The organism is Sinomonas sp. RB5 (genome assembly GCF_054063535.1).
The window spans coordinates 90,147-109,505 of sequence record NZ_JBSSGJ010000012.1 but is presented as its reverse complement, the minus strand read 5'-3'; the positions used below and the strand labels follow the sequence as shown (position 1 = coordinate 109,505).

The 19,359-nt window shown below is 72.5% G+C and carries 18 protein-coding genes; 9 read left to right on the top strand and 9 right to left on the bottom strand.

Annotation, left to right across the window (positions count from 1 at the left end; all coding sequences use genetic code 11):
- Position 1: 1 nt before the first annotated feature.
- Together ACVWWH_RS14345 and ACVWWH_RS14340 are read right to left on the bottom strand one after the other, a co-directional pair.
- Positions 2–1,336: a branched-chain amino acid ABC transporter permease gene (locus ACVWWH_RS14345; protein WP_457317015.1), complete on the bottom strand. Its 1,335-nt coding sequence runs from the start codon at positions 1,334–1,336 to the stop codon at positions 2–4.
- Between the two features lie 308 nt (positions 1,337–1,644).
- A complete protein-coding gene (locus tag ACVWWH_RS14340; RefSeq protein WP_218030611.1) occupies positions 1,645–1,941 on the bottom strand; it encodes a GroES family chaperonin in 297 nt (98 codons plus the stop codon).
- Positions 1,942–2,107: 166 nt separating this feature from the next.
- Between ACVWWH_RS14340 and ACVWWH_RS14335 the strand changes: the two genes are divergently transcribed.
- On the top strand, positions 2,108–3,010 hold the full coding sequence (locus tag ACVWWH_RS14335) for a Bax inhibitor-1/YccA family protein (RefSeq protein ID WP_457317014.1): 903 nt from the start codon (positions 2,108–2,110) through the stop codon (positions 3,008–3,010).
- A gap of 96 nt (positions 3,011–3,106) precedes the next feature.
- Here ACVWWH_RS14335 and galK read toward each other — a convergent pair whose 3' ends face one another.
- Genes galK through ACVWWH_RS14320 form a run of 3 tightly spaced genes read right to left on the bottom strand, consistent with a single transcriptional unit; the run spans position 3,107 to position 6,215 of the window.
- Entirely contained in the window at positions 3,107–4,276 is a 1,170-nt protein-coding gene (gene galK, locus ACVWWH_RS14330; protein ID WP_457317013.1) for a galactokinase, read from the bottom strand.
- On the bottom strand, positions 4,273–5,421 hold the full coding sequence (gene galT / locus ACVWWH_RS14325; protein WP_457317012.1) for a galactose-1-phosphate uridylyltransferase: 1,149 nt from the start codon (positions 5,419–5,421) through the stop codon (positions 4,273–4,275). The genes galK and galT overlap by 4 nt, the downstream gene beginning before the upstream one ends.
- Positions 5,418–6,215: a DeoR/GlpR family DNA-binding transcription regulator gene (locus ACVWWH_RS14320; protein WP_066496893.1), complete on the bottom strand. Its 798-nt coding sequence runs from the start codon at positions 6,213–6,215 to the stop codon at positions 5,418–5,420. Before ACVWWH_RS14320 ends, galT begins: the two co-directional genes overlap by 4 nt.
- A 146-nt stretch (positions 6,216–6,361) precedes the next feature.
- On the opposite strand from ACVWWH_RS14320, the gene ACVWWH_RS14315 reads away from it, so the two are divergent.
- The 4 genes from ACVWWH_RS14315 to ACVWWH_RS14300 are packed head-to-tail and all read left to right on the top strand — an operon-like array spanning position 6,362 to position 10,467.
- The gene (locus tag ACVWWH_RS14315; protein WP_457317011.1) at positions 6,362–7,348 is read left to right on the top strand and encodes an aldose 1-epimerase family protein; all 987 of its coding nucleotides are present in this window, start codon (positions 6,362–6,364) and stop codon (positions 7,346–7,348) included.
- A gap of 42 nt (positions 7,349–7,390) precedes the next feature.
- On the top strand, positions 7,391–8,560 hold the full coding sequence (locus tag ACVWWH_RS14310) for an AI-2E family transporter (protein WP_457317010.1): 1,170 nt from the start codon (positions 7,391–7,393) through the stop codon (positions 8,558–8,560).
- Between the two features lie 21 nt (positions 8,561–8,581).
- Positions 8,582–9,835, top strand: a complete 1,254-nt coding sequence (gene ilvA / locus ACVWWH_RS14305; RefSeq protein ID WP_066496899.1) for a threonine ammonia-lyase — start codon at positions 8,582–8,584, stop codon at positions 9,833–9,835.
- Positions 9,836–9,867: 32 nt separating this feature from the next.
- Positions 9,868–10,467 (top strand): rhomboid family intramembrane serine protease, encoded by a 600-nt coding sequence (locus ACVWWH_RS14300; RefSeq protein WP_229710710.1) that lies wholly within the window; start codon positions 9,868–9,870, stop codon positions 10,465–10,467.
- An 87-nt stretch (positions 10,468–10,554) separates the two neighbouring features.
- On the opposite strand, the gene greA is transcribed toward ACVWWH_RS14300, so the two are convergent.
- Both greA and ACVWWH_RS14290 read right to left on the bottom strand, forming a co-directional pair.
- Complete coding sequence (greA, locus tag ACVWWH_RS14295; protein ID WP_066496901.1) at positions 10,555–11,052, bottom strand: transcription elongation factor GreA; 498 nt, start codon at positions 11,050–11,052, stop codon at positions 10,555–10,557.
- Positions 11,053–11,224: 172 nt separating this feature from the next.
- On the bottom strand, positions 11,225–11,641 hold the full coding sequence (locus tag ACVWWH_RS14290; RefSeq protein ID WP_066502124.1) for a DUF4307 domain-containing protein: 417 nt from the start codon (positions 11,639–11,641) through the stop codon (positions 11,225–11,227).
- Between the two features lie 18 nt (positions 11,642–11,659).
- On the opposite strand from ACVWWH_RS14290, the gene mca reads away from it, so the two are divergent.
- The 3 genes from mca (at position 11,660) to ACVWWH_RS14275 (ending at position 14,429) form a co-directional block, all read left to right on the top strand.
- Positions 11,660–12,565 carry a mycothiol conjugate amidase Mca gene (mca, locus tag ACVWWH_RS14285; protein WP_457317009.1) on the top strand — a complete coding sequence of 302 codons (906 nt, stop codon included), beginning with the start codon at positions 11,660–11,662 and terminating at the stop codon, positions 12,563–12,565.
- Between the two features lie 4 nt (positions 12,566–12,569).
- On the top strand, positions 12,570–12,878 hold the full coding sequence (locus ACVWWH_RS14280) for a hypothetical protein (protein ID WP_457317008.1): 309 nt from the start codon (positions 12,570–12,572) through the stop codon (positions 12,876–12,878).
- Between the two features lie 147 nt (positions 12,879–13,025).
- The gene (locus tag ACVWWH_RS14275; protein ID WP_457317007.1) at positions 13,026–14,429 is read left to right on the top strand and encodes an MFS transporter; all 1,404 of its coding nucleotides are present in this window, start codon (positions 13,026–13,028) and stop codon (positions 14,427–14,429) included.
- On the opposite strand, the gene ACVWWH_RS14270 is transcribed toward ACVWWH_RS14275, so the two are convergent.
- Positions 14,419–16,614, bottom strand: coding sequence for a bifunctional polysaccharide deacetylase/glycosyltransferase family 2 protein (locus ACVWWH_RS14270; protein WP_457317006.1), 2,196 nt, complete (start codon positions 16,612–16,614; stop codon positions 14,419–14,421). The genes ACVWWH_RS14275 and ACVWWH_RS14270 overlap by 11 nt on opposite strands.
- The gene (locus tag ACVWWH_RS14265; RefSeq protein WP_457317005.1) at positions 16,611–17,135 is read right to left on the bottom strand and encodes a hypothetical protein; all 525 of its coding nucleotides are present in this window, start codon (positions 17,133–17,135) and stop codon (positions 16,611–16,613) included. The genes ACVWWH_RS14270 and ACVWWH_RS14265 overlap by 4 nt, the downstream gene beginning before the upstream one ends.
- Before the next feature lie 104 nt (positions 17,136–17,239).
- Between ACVWWH_RS14265 and ACVWWH_RS14260 the strand changes: the two genes are divergently transcribed.
- Complete coding sequence (locus ACVWWH_RS14260) at positions 17,240–19,345, top strand: thioredoxin domain-containing protein (RefSeq protein ID WP_457317004.1); 2,106 nt, start codon at positions 17,240–17,242, stop codon at positions 19,343–19,345.
- Positions 19,346–19,359 lie beyond the last annotated feature (14 nt).

The following is a 19,359-nucleotide window of genomic DNA, read 5'->3' as shown; positions in this document are numbered from 1 at the left end:
CTCAGCCCACTCGCTCACGCCGGCCCAGGATGCCCTGCGGCCGGAACAGGAGGACGAGGATCATGACGACCAGCGCCCCGACGTACTTCAGGTCCGAGGTGAGGCCGAAGACCGTGGTGAGTTCGACGAAGATGCCCACCACGATCGACCCCACGAGCGCGCCGAACACGGTCCCGAGGCCTCCGAGGGTCACCCCCGCGAAGATCATGAGCAGCAGCTGCTGGCCCATGTTGAACGAGACCCCTGGGCGGTAGTACGCCCAGAGGATCCCGCCGAGCGCCGCAAGGAAGCCGCCCGTGACCCACACGAGCCGGATGACGCGGTCCACGTCGATCCCGCTCGCCGCAGCGAGGGCGGGGTTGTCCGCGACCGCGCGCGTCGCCTTCCCGAGCCGGGTCCGCAGGAGCGCGAAGGCGATCAGGAGGATCACGACGATGGAGATCAGCAGGGACCAGAGGTTGTTGGGCGAGATCGAGACCACGCCCAGGTCGATGTCTGTGGACTGCGAGCCCGGAAGCTGCTGGGTCGCGCCCCCGAAGAAGAACAGGATGACGTAGCGGGACGCCAGGGCGAGGCCGATGCTGACGATCATCATGGGGACGAGGCCGGTTCCGCGCCGGCGCAGGGGCTTCCAGAGGAACGCGTCCTGGGCGTAGCCGAAGGCGATCCCCGAGGCGAGGCCGGCGAGGATGGCGAGCCAGAAGGGCACGCCCACGGCGCTCGTCGAGAACACGACGACCGCGCCGAGCGTCACCATCTCGCCGTGGGCGAAGTTGGTCAGGCCTGTCGTGCCGAAGATGAGCGAGAGGCCTACGGCCGAGAGCGCGAGCAGCAGGCCGAAGCTCAGGCCCGCGACGAGGCGGTTGGCGAGGTTCGTGAAGAAGCTCTCCTGGTGCACCTGGATGCCCGCGCCGAACGCGAAGATGGTGCTCGCGTTGGACGTCTGGCTGAACGTCACCGTCCGCGGGTTCTCCTGCCCGTCCGCGAGCTTGACGCCCTGGGGCAGCGTCGACTCGTCGAGCGTGACCTTGTAGCTGCCCTGGGTCGGCACCGAGATGCTCCACGCGCCGGAGGCCGAGGAGGTGGTGCTGCCGGTGAAGCCGTTCCCCTCCGCCGTGATCTTGACGCCTTGGAGAGGCTGGCCGGCATTGCGCAGGAAGCCCGAGATGCTGTTCTGGAACTGGGACTGGCTGGGGCCCGGGCTGGGCGAGGTCGTCGCCTCGGCGGCCGGGGCCACGGTCAGGAGCGCTGCGAGGATGGCGCCGATCAGGGCGCCCGCCGCCGCCAGCACGCGCCGAGCGCGTAACCGGGGGACGGCCGAGGCTGTGCGTCTCACGTAGGGCCTCCGTCTGTACGGGTGCGGCTGGGGGATGCCAGCCGGTGATTGGTGCAGCGGGCACGGATCCTCCCGCCGAGCGCACGGCCCTGCATGTGACGAACCTCACCCGCTGGACGTCATGTTACCCGCGGGCACGGCAGCGATCGGCCGCGGAAGGGGGCCCCAGAGGTCGCGATCCGGTAACAACTATGAAGCTGTGGGCCACCACGCCTTTAGGAGAGCTTGGGATTCAGGCCCGCGTCGGAGATCGCGCTGCGGACTGTCCCCGCGTGCGGGGCTCTGAGGAGAAAGGTGCGGGGCCCTGATCAGAGATAGAGGCCGAGATCCCGCGCAGGCTCGCCGCTCTCGGCCACGGCATGGAGGTCACGCTCGCGCAGCAGCACGTAGTCCTTGGCGCCGACCTCGACCTCGGCGCGGTCCTCGGGATCGAAGAGCACGTGGTCCCCGACGGCAACCTGGCGGACGCTGGGCCCGGCGGCGACGACCTCGGCCCAGGCAAGCCGCTTGCCGAGCATGGCGGTCGCCGGGATGACGATGCCCGACGCCGAGCGCCGCTCGCTCGCCTCCTTGTCCAGCTCCACCAGGATGCGGTCGTGGAGCATGCGCAGGGGGAGACGGGGCTGCGGGGCTGAGGTCACGTCATTCGGCACCGCAACAGTGTAGCCGCGGGAACTTCTGCGGCCTCCCGGGCGTGCTCTCCAGTAGTGACTCCGCAGCACCCGCGGGGCCGCCACGACGCCGCACCAGCAGTATGGACAAGGAGCCGACATGGCATTTGGGGGCAACCCGGTCTTCCGGGGGAAGAACTACAGGGGCGCCATTGCCACCGCCGCGCCCGCACAGGCCGCGCCCCAGGGCCACAGCCCGTACGCCCAGGGCCCGTATGGCCAGAACCCGTACGGGCAGGCGGGGTACCCGCAGCAGCCCATGACACCCGAGCAGCTCGACAAGCTCTACCGCGCCCCGTCCGCGGGGCCGGCCGAGACCGGGCGCATGACGTACGACGACGTGATCGTCCGCACGCTCGCATGCCTCGGTTTCGTCGTGGTCGGGGCCGCGGTCACCCTGGCCGTCCCGGGGAGCGCCGCGCTGGGCCTCATGGTCCTCGGCGCGCTCGGGGGCTTCGTCCTCGCACTCGTCAACTCGTTCAAGCGGGAACCGGTGGCCGGGCTGATCCTGGCCTACGCAGGCCTCGAGGGCCTCTTCCTCGGCGGGATCACCCGCATCATCGACGCGGTGGCGCCCGGGGTGGGGCTGCAGGCGGTCATCGGCACGATCGTCGTCGCCGCCGTGACCCTGGCCCTGTACAAGAGCGGCAAGGTGCGGGCCACTCCGCGCCTGGCGAAGTTCCTCCTGATCGCCCTCGTGAGCTACCTCGCGTTCAGCCTCGTGAACCTCGTCATCATGCTCGTCGACCCGGGCCTCGGTGCGTGGGGCCTGCGCAGCAGCGTGCACATCTTCGGCATCCCGCTCGGCGTGTTCGTGGGACTGTTCGCTGTCGTGCTCGCGGCGATCTCGCTCATCTTCGACTTCAACAGCATCGAGCAGGGCGTCCGTGCCGGGGCTCCCCGCCGGTTCGCCTGGACCGCGGCGTTCGGACTGACCGTGACCCTCGTGTGGCTCTACACCGAGCTGCTCAGGCTCCTGGCGATCCTCAACAGCAACGACTGAGGCGCCCAGAGCTGAGGCGCTGGGAGCACCAGGAGCCCCCGGGACCGACGGTCCCGGGGGCTCCTGCGCTGCTGGGGGCGTGCTGCGCGCATCGGGTCAGAGGACCCGCCGCGCCCCCTCGGCCGGGACCACCGTGAAGAGGTCAGGGGCCGTGAACCCCGCGCGCCGGAACGCGGCGGAGACCGCGTCCCGGACGGCCTCCTCGGCAGCGCGCGGGATCAGCGCGATCGCCGAGCCTCCGAAGCCGCCGCCGGTCATGCGGGCCCCCAGGGCTCCGGCCGAGCGCGCGGCCTCCACGGCCAGGTCGAGCTCGGGGCAGGAGATCTCGAAGTCGTCGCGCATCGAGGCGTGGCTCGCGTCCAGCAGGGGGCCGATCGCCGCCGGTCCCTCGGTCCGGAGCACCTCCACCGTGGCCAGGACCCGCTCGTCCTCGGTCACCACGTGCCGCACGCGTCGGAAGGTCACGGGGTCGAGGAGCCCACGTGCCTCTGCCAGGTCCTCGGAGGAGACGTCCCGCAGCGCCTCGACGCCCAGGACCTCTGCCCCGAGCTCGCACGAGGCCCGGCGCTCGGCGTAGCCGCCGCCGGCATGGGAGTGCGCCACCTTCGTGTCGACCACGAGGACCGCCAGGCCGGCTGCGTCCGCGTCGAACGGGATGAGCTCGACCCCCTGGTCGCGGCAGTCGAGGAACACCGCGTGCCCCGCCGTCCCGCGCAGCGAGGCCGACTGGTCGAGGATTCCCGTGGGCGCGCCGACGAACGCGTTCTCCGCCCGCTGGGTCACGAGCACGAGGTCCTGCGGCGTCAGGTCGGCCCCGGCGAGCTCGGACAGCGCCGTGGCCACCGCGCACTCGATGGCGTGCGAGGAGGACAGGCCCGAGCCCGCCGGGACGGTCGAGTCGAGCGCGAGGTCGAACCCGGGCAGGCGCACGCCGTGCTCGGCGAGGGCCCACGCGACGCCGGCCGGGTACACGCTCCATCCGGGGGCCCCGTCCCGGGAGAGCGCGTCCAGGTCGAGCTCGACGACGCCGCCGCCGTGGGTGGACAGGAGCCTGACGAGCCGGTCCGGTCGCGCCCGCACCGCCACATGGGCGGCGAGGTCGATCGCGAACGGCAGGGCGAACCCCTCGTTGTAGTCGGTGTGCTCCCCGATGAGGTTGACCCTGCCCGGTGCCCGCCACACGCCGTCGGGCTCGCCGCCGAAGGCCTCCGAGAACGCGCGGTGGGCGGGTGCGGCGGCCTGCTGCGGGGAGAGGGGGCTGCTCATGCGGGGGCCTTTCCGGTGGCTGCGCGGACGGCGGGCGCCCCGGAGAGGGCGTCCCGCAGCCGGGCAGCGACCTGCTCGGGGGTGGTGTCGTTGATGAAGGCCCCCATGGCGGCCTCGGACCCGGCCAGGAACTTCAGCTTGTCCGCCGCGCGGCGCGGGGAGGTGAGCTGGAGGTGGAACCGCGACGCCGGCCGGAGTGCGGCCTCCAGCGGTGCCTGGTGCCAGGCGGCGATGTAGGGGGTCGGTGTGGGGTAGAGCGCGTCGAGGCCCCGCAGGAGCGTGAGGTAGGCGTCGGCGAGCTCGTCCTTCTCCTCGCCGGCGAGCGCGGAGAAGTCGGCGACATGACGGTGCGGGACGAGGTGGACCTCGAGCGGCCAGCGCGCGGCGAAGGGCACGTACGCCGTGAAGTGGGCGCCTTCGAGGACCACCCGCTCGCCCGCCGCGCGCTCGCGGTCCAGGAGGGTGCCGAGCAGGGTGGCGCGGCCGCCCGCCTCGTCGTAGAACCGGCGGGCGGCGGCGCCGAGCTGGGCGGCCCGCGGGGTGACGTAGGGGTAGGCGTAGATCTGGCCGTGGGGGTGGTGCAGGGTCACGCCGATCTCCGCCCCCCGGTTCTCGAACGGGAAGACCTGGCGGACGCCGGGCAGCGCGCTCAGGGCCGCGGTCCGGTGGGCCCATGCCTCGACCACGGTGCGGGCCCTCTCGTAGGGCAGCTGGGCGAAGGACCCGGTGTGGCTCGCCGTGAAGGACACGACCTCGCAGCGGCCGACGGCGGGCACCGTGTGCCCCCACGGCAGCGTCGGGGAGACCACCGCGGTGTCCGGTCCGAGCGAGGGGAAGCGGTTCTCGAACACCACCACGTCGTAGTCCGGGTCCGGGATCTCGGAAGCGTTGGACGCGGTGGTGGGGCACAGCGGGCATGCCTCGGCGGGCGGCAGGTGGGTCCGGGACTGCCGGTGGGCCGCGACGGCCACCCAGTCGCCGGAGAGCTCGTCGTAGCGCAGCTCCCCGGGGGCGGCACGGTGCGTGAGGCCGCGCCGGTCGGCCACCGGCGTCCGCGGCGGGGTGCCCGGGTCGTCGAAATACAGCAGCTCGCGGCCGTCGGACAGGCGTGTCGGCGTGATCCTCGGGGCATGGGGTGCAGTCACTGCGCTCCCTTCGTGGGTCGGGCGTCATCGACGGCCGCGACGATGAGGTCGGGGACGTGCTGGCGGAGTTCGTCGAGGGCCGCGGTGGAGAGCCCGTCGTCGGTGATGAGGGTGTCGACCGCGCTCAGGGGAAGGATCTGCGCGAGGCCCACGAGGCCGTACTTGCTGTGGTCCGCGAGGACCACGAGCCGGGCGGCGGCCTCCGCGGCCGCGCGGTTCGCCTCCGCCTCGAGCATGTTCGGGGTGGTCAGGCCGGCACGGGGGTGCAGTCCGTGCACACCCATGAAGCACACCTCGACGTGGAGCTGGCGGAGGGTCGAGGTGGCCAGGGGCCCGACGAGGGCCTCCGACGGCGTCCGTTCCCCGCCGGTGAGGATGGTCCGCACCCCGCCGGCGGCGCCGAGTGCCTCGACCACCTTGATCGAATTGGTCGCGACCGTGAGGTCCGGGATGCCCACGAGCAGGCGCGCGAAGGCGAAGGTCGTGGTGCCTGCGGTGACGAAGATGGTCGCGCCCGGCCGGACGAGCTCGACGGCCTGCTGCGCGATGGCGCTCTTGGCGTCGGGGCGGTGCTCGCTCTTGATCTCGAACCCGAGCTCGGTGAAGCCCACCTCCGTGGGCCGGGCGGCACCGCCGTGTACCCGCCGGGCAAGGCCCTGCTGCTCGAGGTGCTCGATGTCCCGCCGGATCGTCATCTCGGAGACGCCCAGGGCGGCCGCAAGCTCGGTGACCCGGACGGCCTCCCGCCGCTCGAGCTCGGCGATGATGTGTGCATGGCGTTCCGCAGCCAGCATAGGTCCCCCCGCCTCGGCTCCCGTGACCGGGCGCCGACTAACAGAAACAATAGCTTTCTAACAAAAGATAACATTCTGACGCCCGGCTGGGAAGACCCTGCGGGCGACCCGGGCGGAGCGTCCCCGGCGCCGCTAGCGTGGTCCCCATGACACCTTCACCGACCGCCCGCCGTGCCGCCACGGGGCGGCAGCATGAACTCCGGCGCGGGGGCGCCGTCGCCGTCGTCACCGAGCTCGCCGCCGGCCTGCGGTCGTACGCCCGCAACGGTGTGGCCCTCACCGAGACCTACGGCGACGGGCAGATCCCCCCGGGCGCCACCGGCATCACGCTCGCGCCGTGGGCGAACCGGATCGAGGACGGGCGGTGGACCCTCGACGGCAAGGTCCAGCAGCTGGACATCACCGAGCCCAAGTTCGGGCACGCGAGCCACGGGCTCCTGCGCAACACCGGCTACAGCGTCCTCGAGCAGACGGAGTCCGCCGTCGCCCTCGAGGCCGTCGTGTTCCCGCAGCACGGGTACCCGTTCCTCCTCCGCCACCGGGTCGACTACGCGCTCGGGAGCGACGGCGGCCTCAGCGTCACCCAGACCCTCGCCAACGACTCGGCCGCGTCCGCGCCCTACGTGCTCGGCGCCCACCCCTACCTCCGGATCGGCGACGTCCCCACCGAGGAGCTCACGCTCACCGTCTCGGGCCGCACGCGGCTCATCGCGGACCAGCGCCTCATTCCCCGCTCGTCCGAGCCCGTCTCCGGCGGCACCGACCTCCGCGGGGGCCGGCCGGTCTCCTCCCTCGCGCTCGACTCCGGCTACACCGACCTCGCCTTCGAGGACGCGGCGGACGACACCCCGGGAGGCCCCCGGGAGGCCCACGCACCCCGGGTGGCCCGCGCACCCCGGGTGGCCCGCGCAACGCTCGCTGCGGCCGACGGGCGCAGGGTATGGATGTGGCAGGAGCAGACCTGCCCCTACACCCATGTCTTCGTCACCGACACCTTCCCGGGACGGCCCGCAGCGGTGGCGCTCGAGCCGATGAGCGGGGCCGCGAACGCCTTCAACAGCGGCGCCGGGCTGGGCTGGCTGGAGCCCGGCGCGTCCGCCTCCATCCGCTGGGGGATCGGCTCCGAGCTCTAGGGGAGCGCGGGGGCGCCGGGAGGGCTCTGGCAGGATGGGGCCATGGAGCCCACACCCCCAGGACCCCGCCCCGCGCCCGCCCGGCCCACCCGGCCGGTGAGCGACGCAGACCTGCCGTTCGCGCTGCGGGTCGCGGCCGCCTGGTCCTGGCGCACGGCGATCATCCTCGTGGTCGCCTGGGCCATCGCGTGGGCGCTCGCGCAGCTGAGCTTCCTCGTGATCCCCGTCCTCGTCGCGGCGCTCCTCGCCGGGCTGCTCAGCCCGGTCGTCGGCTGGCTCCGGCGCGCCCGCGTCCCCAAGGGCCTCGCGGTCGCGATCACCGAGGTCGGCTTCATTGCGGCCGTCGCGGGCCTGCTGACCCTCGTGGGACGGCAGATCTCGATCGGCTTCGCGCAGCTGTGGGACGAGGCGCTGGCCGGGCTGGCCGAGGTCCAGAAGTGGCTCGCCGAGGGGCCGCTGCAGCTCACCGCCGATCAGCTCGAGGCCTACACCAAGGACGCCCAGCGCCTCCTCCAGACGAATCAGGGCACCCTCGTCAGCGGCGTGCTCAGTGTGGGGTCCTCTGCCGGCCACTTCCTCGCGGGCGCCCTCATCACCCTGTTCGTCCTCGTCTTCTTCCTGCTCGAGGGGGAGCGCATCTGGCGCTTCCTCGTGGGCCTCCTGCCCCGGCAGGCACGCCCGGCCGCCGACGGCGCCGGACGCCGGGGCTGGACCTCGCTCGTGAGCTACGTGCGGGTCCAGGTGCTCGTCGCCGCGGTCGACGCGGTGGGCATCTCAGTGGGCGCGGCGATCCTGGGCGTGCCCCTCGCGCTGCCGCTCGGGATCCTCGTCTTCGTCGCATCCTTCATCCCGGTGGTCGGCGCGCTCGTGAGCGGCGCGGTGGCCGTGCTCCTTGCGCTCGTCGCGAACGGACTCGTCAACGCCGTCATCATGCTCGTCATCGTCGTGGCCGTCCAGCAGATCGAGTCGCACGTGCTCCAGCCCCTCATCATGGGCCGCGCCGTGTCCCTCCATCCCGTGGCGGTGATCCTCGCGGTCGCCGCCGGCTCGTACATCGCCGGCATCCCCGGGGCGCTCTTCGCCGTGCCCACCCTCGCCGTCACGAACTCCGCGGTCCGCTACATCGCGGCCCGAGGGTGGGAGAACTCGTGGGAAACTGGAGATGCGCCGGCCCCCGCGGAAGACGCCGGACCGGTTCCGCCATCTTCGTGAAACCCCCAAGGAGCACTGAGCATGAAGACCCTCCCGACTCTCGCTGTGACGCTCGACGACGTTGTTGCCGCACAGGAGCTGCTCGAGGGCATTATTGCCAAGACCCCGATCGAGCAGTCCAGGGCGCTGGGCCAGCAGATCGGCGGCGAGGTCTTCTTCAAGTGCGAGAACCTCCAGCGCGCGGGCTCGTTCAAGGTCCGCGGCGCCTACGTGCGCATGGCGAGGCTGAGCGAGGAGGAGAAGCGCCGCGGCGTGGTGGCCGCCTCCGCCGGGAACCACGCCCAGGGCGTCGCCTCCGCCGCCAAGCGGCTCGGCATCCGCGCGCGCATCTACATGCCGCTCGGCGTCGCCCTGCCCAAGCTCCAGGCGACCCGCAGCCACGGCGCCGAGGTGGTCCTCCACGGCCACAACGTCGATGAGGCGCTCGCCGAGGCGAAGCGCTTCGCGGACGAGACGGGCGCCGTGTTCGTCCACCCCTTCGACAACGCGGACGTCGTCTCCGGCCAGGGCACGATCGGCCTCGAGATCCTCGAGCAGGTTCCGGACGTGGACACCGTCCTGATGGGCGTCGGCGGCGGCGGCCTGCTCGCCGGCGTCACCGTGGCCCTGAAGGCCAAGGCCGCCGAGCTCGGACGCGAGATCCGGGTGATCGGCGTGCAGGCCGAGAACGCCGCGGCCTATCCGCCCTCGCTCGCCGCGGACGCCGTGGTGCCGCTGCCCAAGGTCGCGACCATGGCAGACGGCATCGCTGTCGGCCTTCCCGGCCAGATCCCGTTCAGCATCATCCGGGAGCTCGTGGACGACGTCGTCACCGTGAGCGAGGACTCGCTGGCCCGTGCGCTGATCTTCCTGCTCGAGCGGGCCAAGCTCGTCGTCGAGCCGGCCGGCGCGGTGGGCGTGGCCGCCCTCATGGACGGCAAGCTCGCCGAGCTGGGCATCGACCCGAAGAAGACGGTCGTGATCCTCTCGGGCGGCAACATCGACCCCATGCTCATGCTCAAGGTCATCCAGCGCGGCCTCTCCGCCGCCGGGCGCTTCCTCACGGTCCGCATGATGCTCGACGACCGGCCCGGCTCGCTCGCCACCATCTCGCGCATCATCGCCGAGAACGATGCGAACGTCACCGGCGTGGACCACACCCGGGTCGGCGGCTCGATCGCGATGGGAGACGTGGCGATCACCATCGACATGGAGACCAAGGGCCACGAGCACTCCGACCAGGTCCTCCGGGCCCTGCGCGCCGAGGGGTTCCAGCCGATCGTCATGCACGTCTGAGGCCACGCGGGCGTGGCGGGAGGGAGCGCGGGGTGGACGCACGCCTCGCGGTGAGGGCACGGGCCGGACTCGCGACCATGACGGCCGTGACCGCCCTCCTCTACGCGATCCAGTGCGTCAACATGGCCACGTTCGGCCTGCTCACCCGCTGGTTCGGCATCCGGCCCCGTGACGTGAGCAGCCTGCCGGACATCGTCACCTCGCCCCTCGTGCACGACCCGACCGGCTGGGGGCACCTCGCGGCCAACACGCTGCCGCTGTTCGTCTTCGGGTTCCTCGCCTTCCTCGCAGGGATCAGGCAGTTCCTCACCGCGGTCGGCCTGTCCTGGCTCGCCTCCGGAACCGGCGTGTGGATGTTCGGCGGGAACCTCCTCGGGGCCCCGTCCATCACCGTCGGGGCCTCCGGGGTGATCTTCGGCCTGTTCGGGTTCCTGCTCGTGCGCGGGTTCTTCAACCGCAGCTGGTGGCAGATCCTCCTCGCCCTCGTGCTCTTCGCCGCGTACGGCAGCGTGCTCCTGGGCATCCTGCCCACCGTGGGCAGGGGCATCTCGTGGCAGGCGCACCTGTTCGGCCTTGCGGGCGGCGTGGCCGCGGCCGTCATCCTTCGGCCCCGGGGCCGGGTGGCGGTCTGAATCGCCCCGGTTCCCGCACGACGACGGCGCCGCCCCCCTCGCGAGGGGAGCGGCGCCGTCGTGCGTGATGGCTGGGGGTGTGGCGGATCAGCCGTTGTACGGCGTGGCCGAGATGATCTCGACCTTGATCTCCTTGCCGTTCGGGGCGGTGTAGGACAGCTTGTCGCCCTGCTTGTGGCCCACGATCGCGGCGCCGAGCGGGGACTTCTCGCTGAACACGTCCATGTCCGTGCCGCCGTCGGCGATCTCGCGCGAGCCGAGGAGGAAGCGCTCCTCCTCGCCCGCGATCTTGGCGACCACGATCATGCCGGGCTCGACGACGCCGTCGTCCGCGGGCTTCTCGCCCACGTGGGCGCTGCGCAGCAGCTCGGTCAGCTGGCGGATGCGGGCTTCGATCTTGCCCTGCTCCTCCTTGGCCGCGTGGTAGCCGCCGTTCTCCTTGAGGTCGCCCTCCTGGCGGGCAGCCTCGATCCTCTCGACGATCTCATGACGGCCGGGCCCCGAGAGGTGGTCCAGCTCGGCCTTGAGACGGTCGTACGCCTCCTGGGTGAGCCAGGCGCCGCCCTGATGGGTCGTGGTGGACATGTCGTCTCCTTGTAGCGTCTTGCCAAAGCAAATACCCCGCGGCGGCTCAGCGAACCCTCTCAAGGAACGATGCCTCGGGAGCGCTGTCTCGACCACCGGCGGGGCAATGGGTATTAGACCAGTCTAGTGATACGGGGTCCCAATCCCAAGCTGGCCTGCGGGGCGTGTCCTCCTAGGCCCCCTTGAGCCAGCAGGAGTCCACGACGCCGGACACCGCCGCCGTCTCGGTCCGCAGCGGGACGCGCTGCAGGCTCGTGGTGGTCCCGGACCGGCCGGCGTCCGGGCCGATGACGACCTCCTTGAAGCCCACCACGGCGTAGGTGTCGGACAGCGCGTGGACGGCGCAGACCGCGGTGGCGGAGGCGTCCTTGCTCACCTGGAAGTCGATCTCCGCGTGCCACGGGTCCGGGGTCGAGAAGCCGATGTCATTCGAGCTCACCCCGGCGCGCACGCTCGAGGTGTAGGTCAGCCAGGCGGCCGCCGCGATGCCCACCACGAGGGCCACGATGATGACGAGCCGTGCCCTCTGCTTCGTGAATCCGCGCCGGGGGGCGCCGTAGCGGGCAGCGAGAGCGGGGGAGTCGGTCACCTGACTATTCTAGGAGACGTGTCAGAGACCCATGCCGCCCTGCGCCTCCTCGCCGTGCACGCCCACCCCGACGACGAATCGAGCAAGGGCGCCCCGATGATGGCGAAGTACCTCGCCGAGGGGCACGAGGTCATGGTCGTCTCGTGCACCGACGGATCCCGGGGGGACATCCAGAACCCGCACATCCTCGATGCCCCGCACCCTCGGCGCGACATGGCCGGCGCCCGGCGCCTGGAGATGGCCGCCGCGCGCGAGATCCTCGGCGTGGACCACCGCTGGCTCGGCTTCATCGACTCGGGCCTGCCCGAGGGCGACCCGCTGCCGCCGCTTCCCTGGGGCTCCTTCGCGACGCTGCCCATCGACCAGGCCTCCGCGCCGCTCGTGCGGCTCATCCGCGAATTCCGCCCCCACGTGGTCGTCGCCTACGACGAGAACGGCGGCTACCCCCACCCGGACCACATCATGGCCCACCGTGTGGCCGTCGAGGCCTTCCGCGCGGCGGGGAAGGACGGCGCCTACCCGGACGCCGGCGAACCCTGGGCACCCTCGAAGCTCTACTACGACGTCTCCTTCAACCCGGACAAGGTCCGTCGCATCCACGACGCGCTCGTCTCCGCCGGGCTCACATCGCCCTACGCAGACTGGATCGCCCGTGCCTCCGAGAACGACGCCGAGGGCCACCGCCCCTGGACCTCGCGGCACCGCGTGACCACCCACGTCGAGTGCGCCGAGTACTTCGAGGTCCGGGACCGTGCGCTCCTCGCCCACGCCACCCAGATCGACCCCGACGGCTGGTTCTTCGCGGTCCCGCTCGAGCTGCGCCAGCGCGAGTGGCCCTGGGAGGACTACGCCCTCATCGAGTCCGCCGTCGGCTTCCCCGAGGAGGGGACGACCGAGGGGGACCTCTTCGCCGGGCTACGATAGAGCGGTGCAGAATCTCCTCGTTGCCCTCACCCAGACACCGGCTCCGTCGCCCGAGAGCTCACTGCGGCCGGGGCTGAGCGAGGACATGATCACCCCCGGAAACTGGGGGTTCGCGGCCACCGCCTTCGTCGTCATCCTCACGATCTTCCTCATCATCGACATGGTGCGCCGCCTCCGTCGGATCCGCTACCGCGCCCAGGTCGAGGAGGCCCGCCGCGCCGACGGCGAACCCGGGGCCGCCGGCGATGAGTCCGGGCAGGAGGGCACTGGCCCCGAGGCGCCCCGGCCCGGCCGTGCCACCGGCCGCCCCTGACGTCTCCCTGAACGTCCATGGCAACGCGTGGCAACGTGTTGCCGGGCCACGTCCCGCGGTTTAGTCTCACTCTGCCCTCGGTATGACCGGGGCCACAGGCCACGGAGTCCCGCGTCCCGGGACTCCGACAGGGAGGGGGAGGCACCGATGGACCAGACAACCATCCGCAGGCTGTCCGATGAGGCGACCCAGCTGCTGATGAACCGGGCAGGGACGGTGTCCAGCCGTCGCGGCGGCTGGATGATGATCGCGACGATCCTCATCGAGGCGTGGGACCTGTATGCCCTCTCCTTCGTGCTCGTCTTCATCAAGACCGAGTACCACCCCACCGCGTTCGAACTCGGCTGGCTGACGGCCGGCGTGCAGGGCGGGGCGCTGATCGGCGCGGTCCTCGGCGGTGTGGTGGCCGACCGTCTGGGGCGCAAGCGAGTCTTCATCCTCACGATGGTCCTGTTCATCGTGCTCGCGATCGCGCAGGGGTTCTCCCAGAACGTCTGGGACCTGATCATCCTGCGCATCCTCATCGGCATCCCGCTCGGGTCCGACATCTCCAACGGCTACGCCTACATCATGGAGTCCATGTCCAAGGGCGCGCGGGACCGCATGGGCAGCCGCTGGCAGGGCATGTTCGGCCTCGGCGAGGTGCTCTCGATCGTGGTCATCACCATCATGTACGTCACCGGGATCGACCACGCCATCCTGTGGCGCGTGGCCCTCGCGATCGGCGCGATCCCCGCCTTCATCCTGCTGCTGGCACGGCTCGACCTGCCCGAGACCCCGCTCTCGCTCATCCACCAGGGCAGGTTCGCCAAGGCCAAGGAAGTCTCGCTGCGCCTCTTCGACGAGCCGCTCGACATGCTCCCGAACGAGGACGCGAAGCTCGAGCGGCCCAAGGTCGGCGACTTCCTGCAGGTCATCTGGGCCGACCGCACCAAGCGGCGCGCCACGATCTTCGCCTGGATCTCCAACGCGTGCCAGGGCGCCGAGTTCACCGCCTTCGGCTTCTACCTCCCCGTCATCCTCGTGACCGCCGGCGTCGGCGTCGCCTCGAACGCCAACATGACGGGAACGAACATCGTCACCGCGGCGATCTACGTCCTGGCCACGATCTCGGGCTTCCTCGCGCCGGTGATGATCCAGCGCACCGGCCACCGCGGGGTGGCCATGTGGGGCTTCGGCCTGGCGTTCATCGGCCTGGCGGTGGGCGCCTTCGCGCTGGGCGCCAAGGTCGAATGGCTGATCGTCCTGGGCGCGGCGGTCCTCATGTGGGGGCACTACTGGGACGCCTCCAACGGCATGACCATCGCCTCGATGGTGGCGCCCGCGCGGTTCAAGGCGACCGCCTCGGGGTTCGGCTACGTGTTCGTGAAGGCCGCCTCGTTCTTCGGCGCCTTCGTGTTCCCGTTCATGACCTCCGCCTGGGGCCCGGTGGGGGCGACCCTGGCCGTCTCCGTCCTGTCCCTCATCGGGTTCCTGGCCGCAAAGTTCATCCTCCCGGAGGTCTACAACTACGTCGAGTCCGAGGAGGTCCGCGCGGCGGTCACCGACTGACCGGCCCCTGCGTCGGAGCCGGCACGTTCAGGCTGCCGTAGCGCTCCATGCGGTGCCACTTCAGGTGCAGGCCGGCGAGCGCCGTGAACACCGACTGGATGACCACGAGGTACATGAGCTGGCGGTACACCACCTGCTGCAGCGGCAGCGTCCACAGGGGGGCCAGCTTCTCGCGGTCCAGGCGGAACGCGTAGGCCGCCATCGCGAGCTGGGCGCCCATGAAGGCCAGCCACAGCACCGCGATCCGCACGGGGTCGAGGAACACCAGCCCGTACAGCGCGAACACGTCCACGATCGGCGCGAAGAGCGGCAGGAGGACCTGCAGCACCAGGAGGTAGCCGAGCCCGCGGCGCCCCAGCTTGCCTGCGGCCCCGCCCTGCAGCACCGCGCCGCGATGCTTCCACATCGCCTGCAGGGTCCCGTAGCACCAGCGGTACCGCTGCTTCCAGAGCGCGCCGAGGGTTGCCGGCGCCTCGGTCCAGGCCCGCGCGCTGTCCTTGTACACGACCCGCCAGCCATCGCGGCACAGCGCCATGGTCAGGTCGGTGTCCTCCGCGAGCGTGTCGCTGCTGACGCCGCCGAGACGCAGGAGCACGTCGCGCCGGAACGCGCCGATCGCGCCCGGCACGGTCGGCATGCACTCGGCGAGGTCGAACAGCCTCCGGTCGAGGTTGAAGCCCACGACGTACTCGATGTGCTGCCACGCGCCGAGGACCCCGCCCCGGTTGGCGACCTTCGTGTTGCCCGAGACCGCGCCGACCCGGGGGTCGGCCAGCGGCTGCACGAGGTCATGGACCGTGCCCGGTTCGAAGACGGTGTCGCCGTCGACCATGACGACGATCTCGTGCGAGGCGGCGCGCAGACCCGTGTTGAGCGCCGAGGGCTTGCCGCCGTTCTCCTGGCGCACCACGATCACTCCGGGGAGCGCGAGGGCTTCGACGATGTCGGCGGTGCCGTCGGTGGAGCCGTCGTCCACGACGATGATCTCCACGGGGTGCTCGGACGCGGCGATGGATCTGACGGCCGCCTCGATCCCCGCCGATTCGTTGTAGGCGGGGACGATCACCGTGACCGGCTCTGTGACCTCGGGCAGCAGCGGGACGTCCCGCCGGCGTCGCCCGCGCCGCGCGAGGCGGTGGTGGCGGGACGCCACCGCCACGACCAGGACGGCCCGCACCAGCGTGACGACGCCGCTTGCGGCGAGCAGCCACGAGATCACGGCCACGACCGTCCCGCTGGCCTGGATCCCGCCCACGAACGCCTCGCCGATGAGCTGCTCGGAGGGCGGCGCGGTCCGCATGGTCGTCAGGCCGAGGGCGTCGCCCACGCTGGTGACGCGGTCGCCCTGCGCGGCAGCCCGGTCGAGGACCTGGTCAAGAGCGGCCACCGTCTGGCTGCGGTCGCCGCCGCCGTCGTGCATGAGGAGGACCTGGCCCTGGCCACCCGTCGGCACGGCGTTCTTCACGATCTGCGGCACGCCGGGCCGTGACCAGTCCTCGCTGTCGAGGGTGCTCAGCACCGTGAGGTAGCCGTCCGACGCGCTCGAGAGCATGGCGGACCATGCCTGGGTCGTGACGGCGTCGTTCTCCGAGCTGTACGGAGGACGCAGGAGCGTGGCGGTCTTGCCCGTGATCCCGGCGACGGCGCGCTGGGCGCCCTGCACCTCGAGCTGGCGCCGCCACTCGGGGATCTGGCCGAGGTCCGCGTGGGTGAGCGTGTGGATTCCGACCTCGTGCCCCTCGGCGATCATGCGGCGGATGAGGTCGGGGTGGTCGATCGCCGCCGTGCCGACCACGAAGAAGGTCGCGTGGACGTGGTGGGCCTTCAGGACGTCTAGGATGCGGGGCGTCCAGGTCGGGTCGGGACCGTCGTCGAAGGTGAGGGCCAGCGTGTGCTCGGGGGGCCGGGCGGTGCGGACGGCGGATGACCTTGCGTCGACGACCGGGCCCCCGTGGAGCACCGAGGCGGGCACGCCGTCGCAGCCCGTCGCGGCGGGCACGGAGTCGTCCCCGATCCCGGCCAGATGCTGGGTGTACCCCTGGACGGCCAGGGCCAGCGCGAGTCCGACCAGGAGCGCGGCGAGCACGATCCAGTGCGTGCGGACCCGGCCCGGCTTCCGGCTCGCCGCGGCGCGGACGCGCGGGGGCTTCCGGCTTCCCCTCACCGGGGTGTGGGTGCCGGTCACGGGTGCGCGGGCGGGGTAGCGCGGCGCGTCTGCCCGGGCGCGGCGGGGTTGCCGGGACCCGACGGCTGTGTGGCCACGGCACTCGGCGCCGGAGCCACGGCTGCAGCGGTCGGAGCCGGGGCAGGCTGCGCTGCCGCCGCAGCGCCGCCCGCGGCGGCCGTGGCCGCGGGGACGGGCGCGATCTGGGCCGCCGGAACGGGGTTGCCGCCGGGAGCAGGCTGGGCGCCGCCGCCCGCCGCCGGAGTGCCGCCCTGGGACGCGGGCGCACTGGGCGACGGCGCCGCGGGAGCCGGGGAGGCCGCCGGCGCCGGGGCGGGCAGGAACGGGGCCGCTGCGTTGGGGCTGCCTCCGAGGAGGGCGAGTCCGACCACGCCCAGGTACGCCACCACGAGGATCAGCGCCACGGCGCCCATGACCCGCATGAGCCGGAGCTTGCGGCCCGTCGAGTCCACGAAGATCGGGCGGGGGACCCTCTGGGTGGACGCGCGGCTGCTGGGGATGCTGCTGGGGGGATTGTCCATCGGTAGGACAGTGTAGGCGGTACCCCACCGGGATGGCATCCCGAGGCCGTCACGCGCCGCCCCCCGGGGTACCGGGCGCCGACGGGGTCGGGCAGACTCGGAGCATGAGCAACCGCCTCGCCGGGCAGGCTTCGGCCTACCTGCGCCAGCACGCCGAGAACCCCGTCCACTGGCAGCCGTTCGGAGACGACGCCTTCGCGGAGGCCGCCCGCCGGAACGTCCCGGTCTTCCTCTCGATCGGCTACGCCGCCTGCCACTGGTGCCACGTGATGGCCCACGAGTCCTTCGAGGACCCGGCCGCGGCCGAGCAGCTCAACGCCGGCTTCGTGTGCGTCAAGGTGGACCGCGAGGAACGCCCCGACGTCGACTCCGTGTACATGGCCGCGTGCCAGGCGATGACCGGCCAGGGCGGGTGGCCCCTGAGCGTCTTCACCCTCCCCGACGGGCGCGCCTTCTACGCCGGGACCTACTTCCCGCCGGCCCCCCGCCCCGGCCAGCCGAGCTTCCGGCAGGTCCTCACCGCGGTCGCGGAGGCCTGGCGGGACCGGCGCGAGGCCGTGGAGCGCCAGGCAGGCGCCCTCGCGGACGCCCTGGGCGGCCTGTTCTCCGACCAGCTGCTCGGCATCGGCGCGGACAGCGGGCACGACGGCGCGGCGCTGGCTTCCGCGGTGGGGGACGCCGTAGCCGCGCTGGCCCGGACGGAGGACCGCTCCCACGGCGGTTTCGGCGCCGCCCCCAAGTTCCCGCCCTCGCCCGTGCTCGAGTTCCTCGTCCGGCACGCCGCAGGCACCGCCCCCACCGCCGAGGACGCCCGGGGACTCGCGGGCCGCACGCTCGCAGCGATGTGCCGCTCGGCGCTCTTCGACGTGCTCGGGGGCGGGTTCGCGCGCTACTCCGTGACCGCGGACTGGTCGCTGCCGCACTACGAGAAGATGCTCTACGACAACGCCCAGCTCCTGCGGGTCCTGGCCCACTGGGTGCGGCTGGGCGGCTCGGACGAGTTCCCCGCGGACGAGGCGCGGGAGGCCGCCTCGCTCACCGCCGACTGGATGGTGCGCGAGCTCGGTCTGCCCGACGGCGGCTTCGCGTCCTCCCTCGACGCCGACTCCGAGCGGAACGGCCACCGCGTCGAGGGCGGCTACTACGTCTGGACGCGTCGGGAGCTCACCGACGCGGTGGAGGACCCGGACGACGGCGGCCGGCTGGCTTCCCTCTTCGGCCTGCCCCTCGGCGAGCACGCCTCCGCGGCCGCACCGCTGCACGTGGGCCGGGCCCTCACCGCGGAGGAGCACGCCCGCCTCGCACGCCACCGGGACGCCCTGCACGCGGCCCGCACGCTCCGCACGCCGCCCGACCGGGACGAGAAGGTGGTCGCAGGCTGGAACGGCCTCGCGGTCGCGGCGCTCGCGGACGCGGCGTGGGCGCTGGGCCGCCCTGGGCTGATCGGGCCGGCGCGCGCGGCGGCCACGCTCCTCCAGGGCACGCACTGGGACGGCGCGCGGCTCCTGCGCGTCTCGCACGGGGGGACGGCGGGAGGGATCGAGGGGCTCCTCGCCGACTATGCGGGCTGCGCCGAGGGCGCCCTCGCGCTGTACGCGGCGACCGGGGAGGAGCAGTGGTACGCGTGGGCCGAGGACCTCCTCGCCGTGGCCGAGGACCGCTTCATCGCCGACGGCCTCCTCTCCGACGCCGCCGCCACCGGCCCTGCTGCGCAGAGCGCGGCCGGCGTCCGGGCGGCGCTCGCGGGGGCCCGGAGCCTCGATCCCCACGATGCCGAGGCGCCCAGCGGCGCCTCGCTTCTGGCCGGGGCCATGCTCTCCCACGCCGCCTACAGCGGCTCGGCCGGGCACCGTGCTGTCGCGGAGTCGATCGTGGGCGGCCTGCCGCGTCTGATGGCGCAGGGGCCGCGCTCGGCGGGATGGCTCCTGGCCGTGGCCGAGGCCCTGCTCGCCGGCCCTGCCGAGGTGGCGATCGTCGGCGGTGCGGGGGAGGAACGCGGTCGTCTGCAGGCCGAGGCTCTCGCCTCGCCCGCTCCCGGAACCGTGGTGGCGGTGGGCGAGCCCGGCGTCCCGTCCCGGGTGCCGCTCCTGGCCGACCGGCCCGCGGCGCCCGACGGCGGCCCCCTCGCCTACGTCTGCCTGGACTTCGCGTGCCGGCTGCCGGTGGGCACGCCGTGCGGGCTCCACCAGGAGCTGGCGGCACCGCGCTGAGGCCCCCGGAGCGC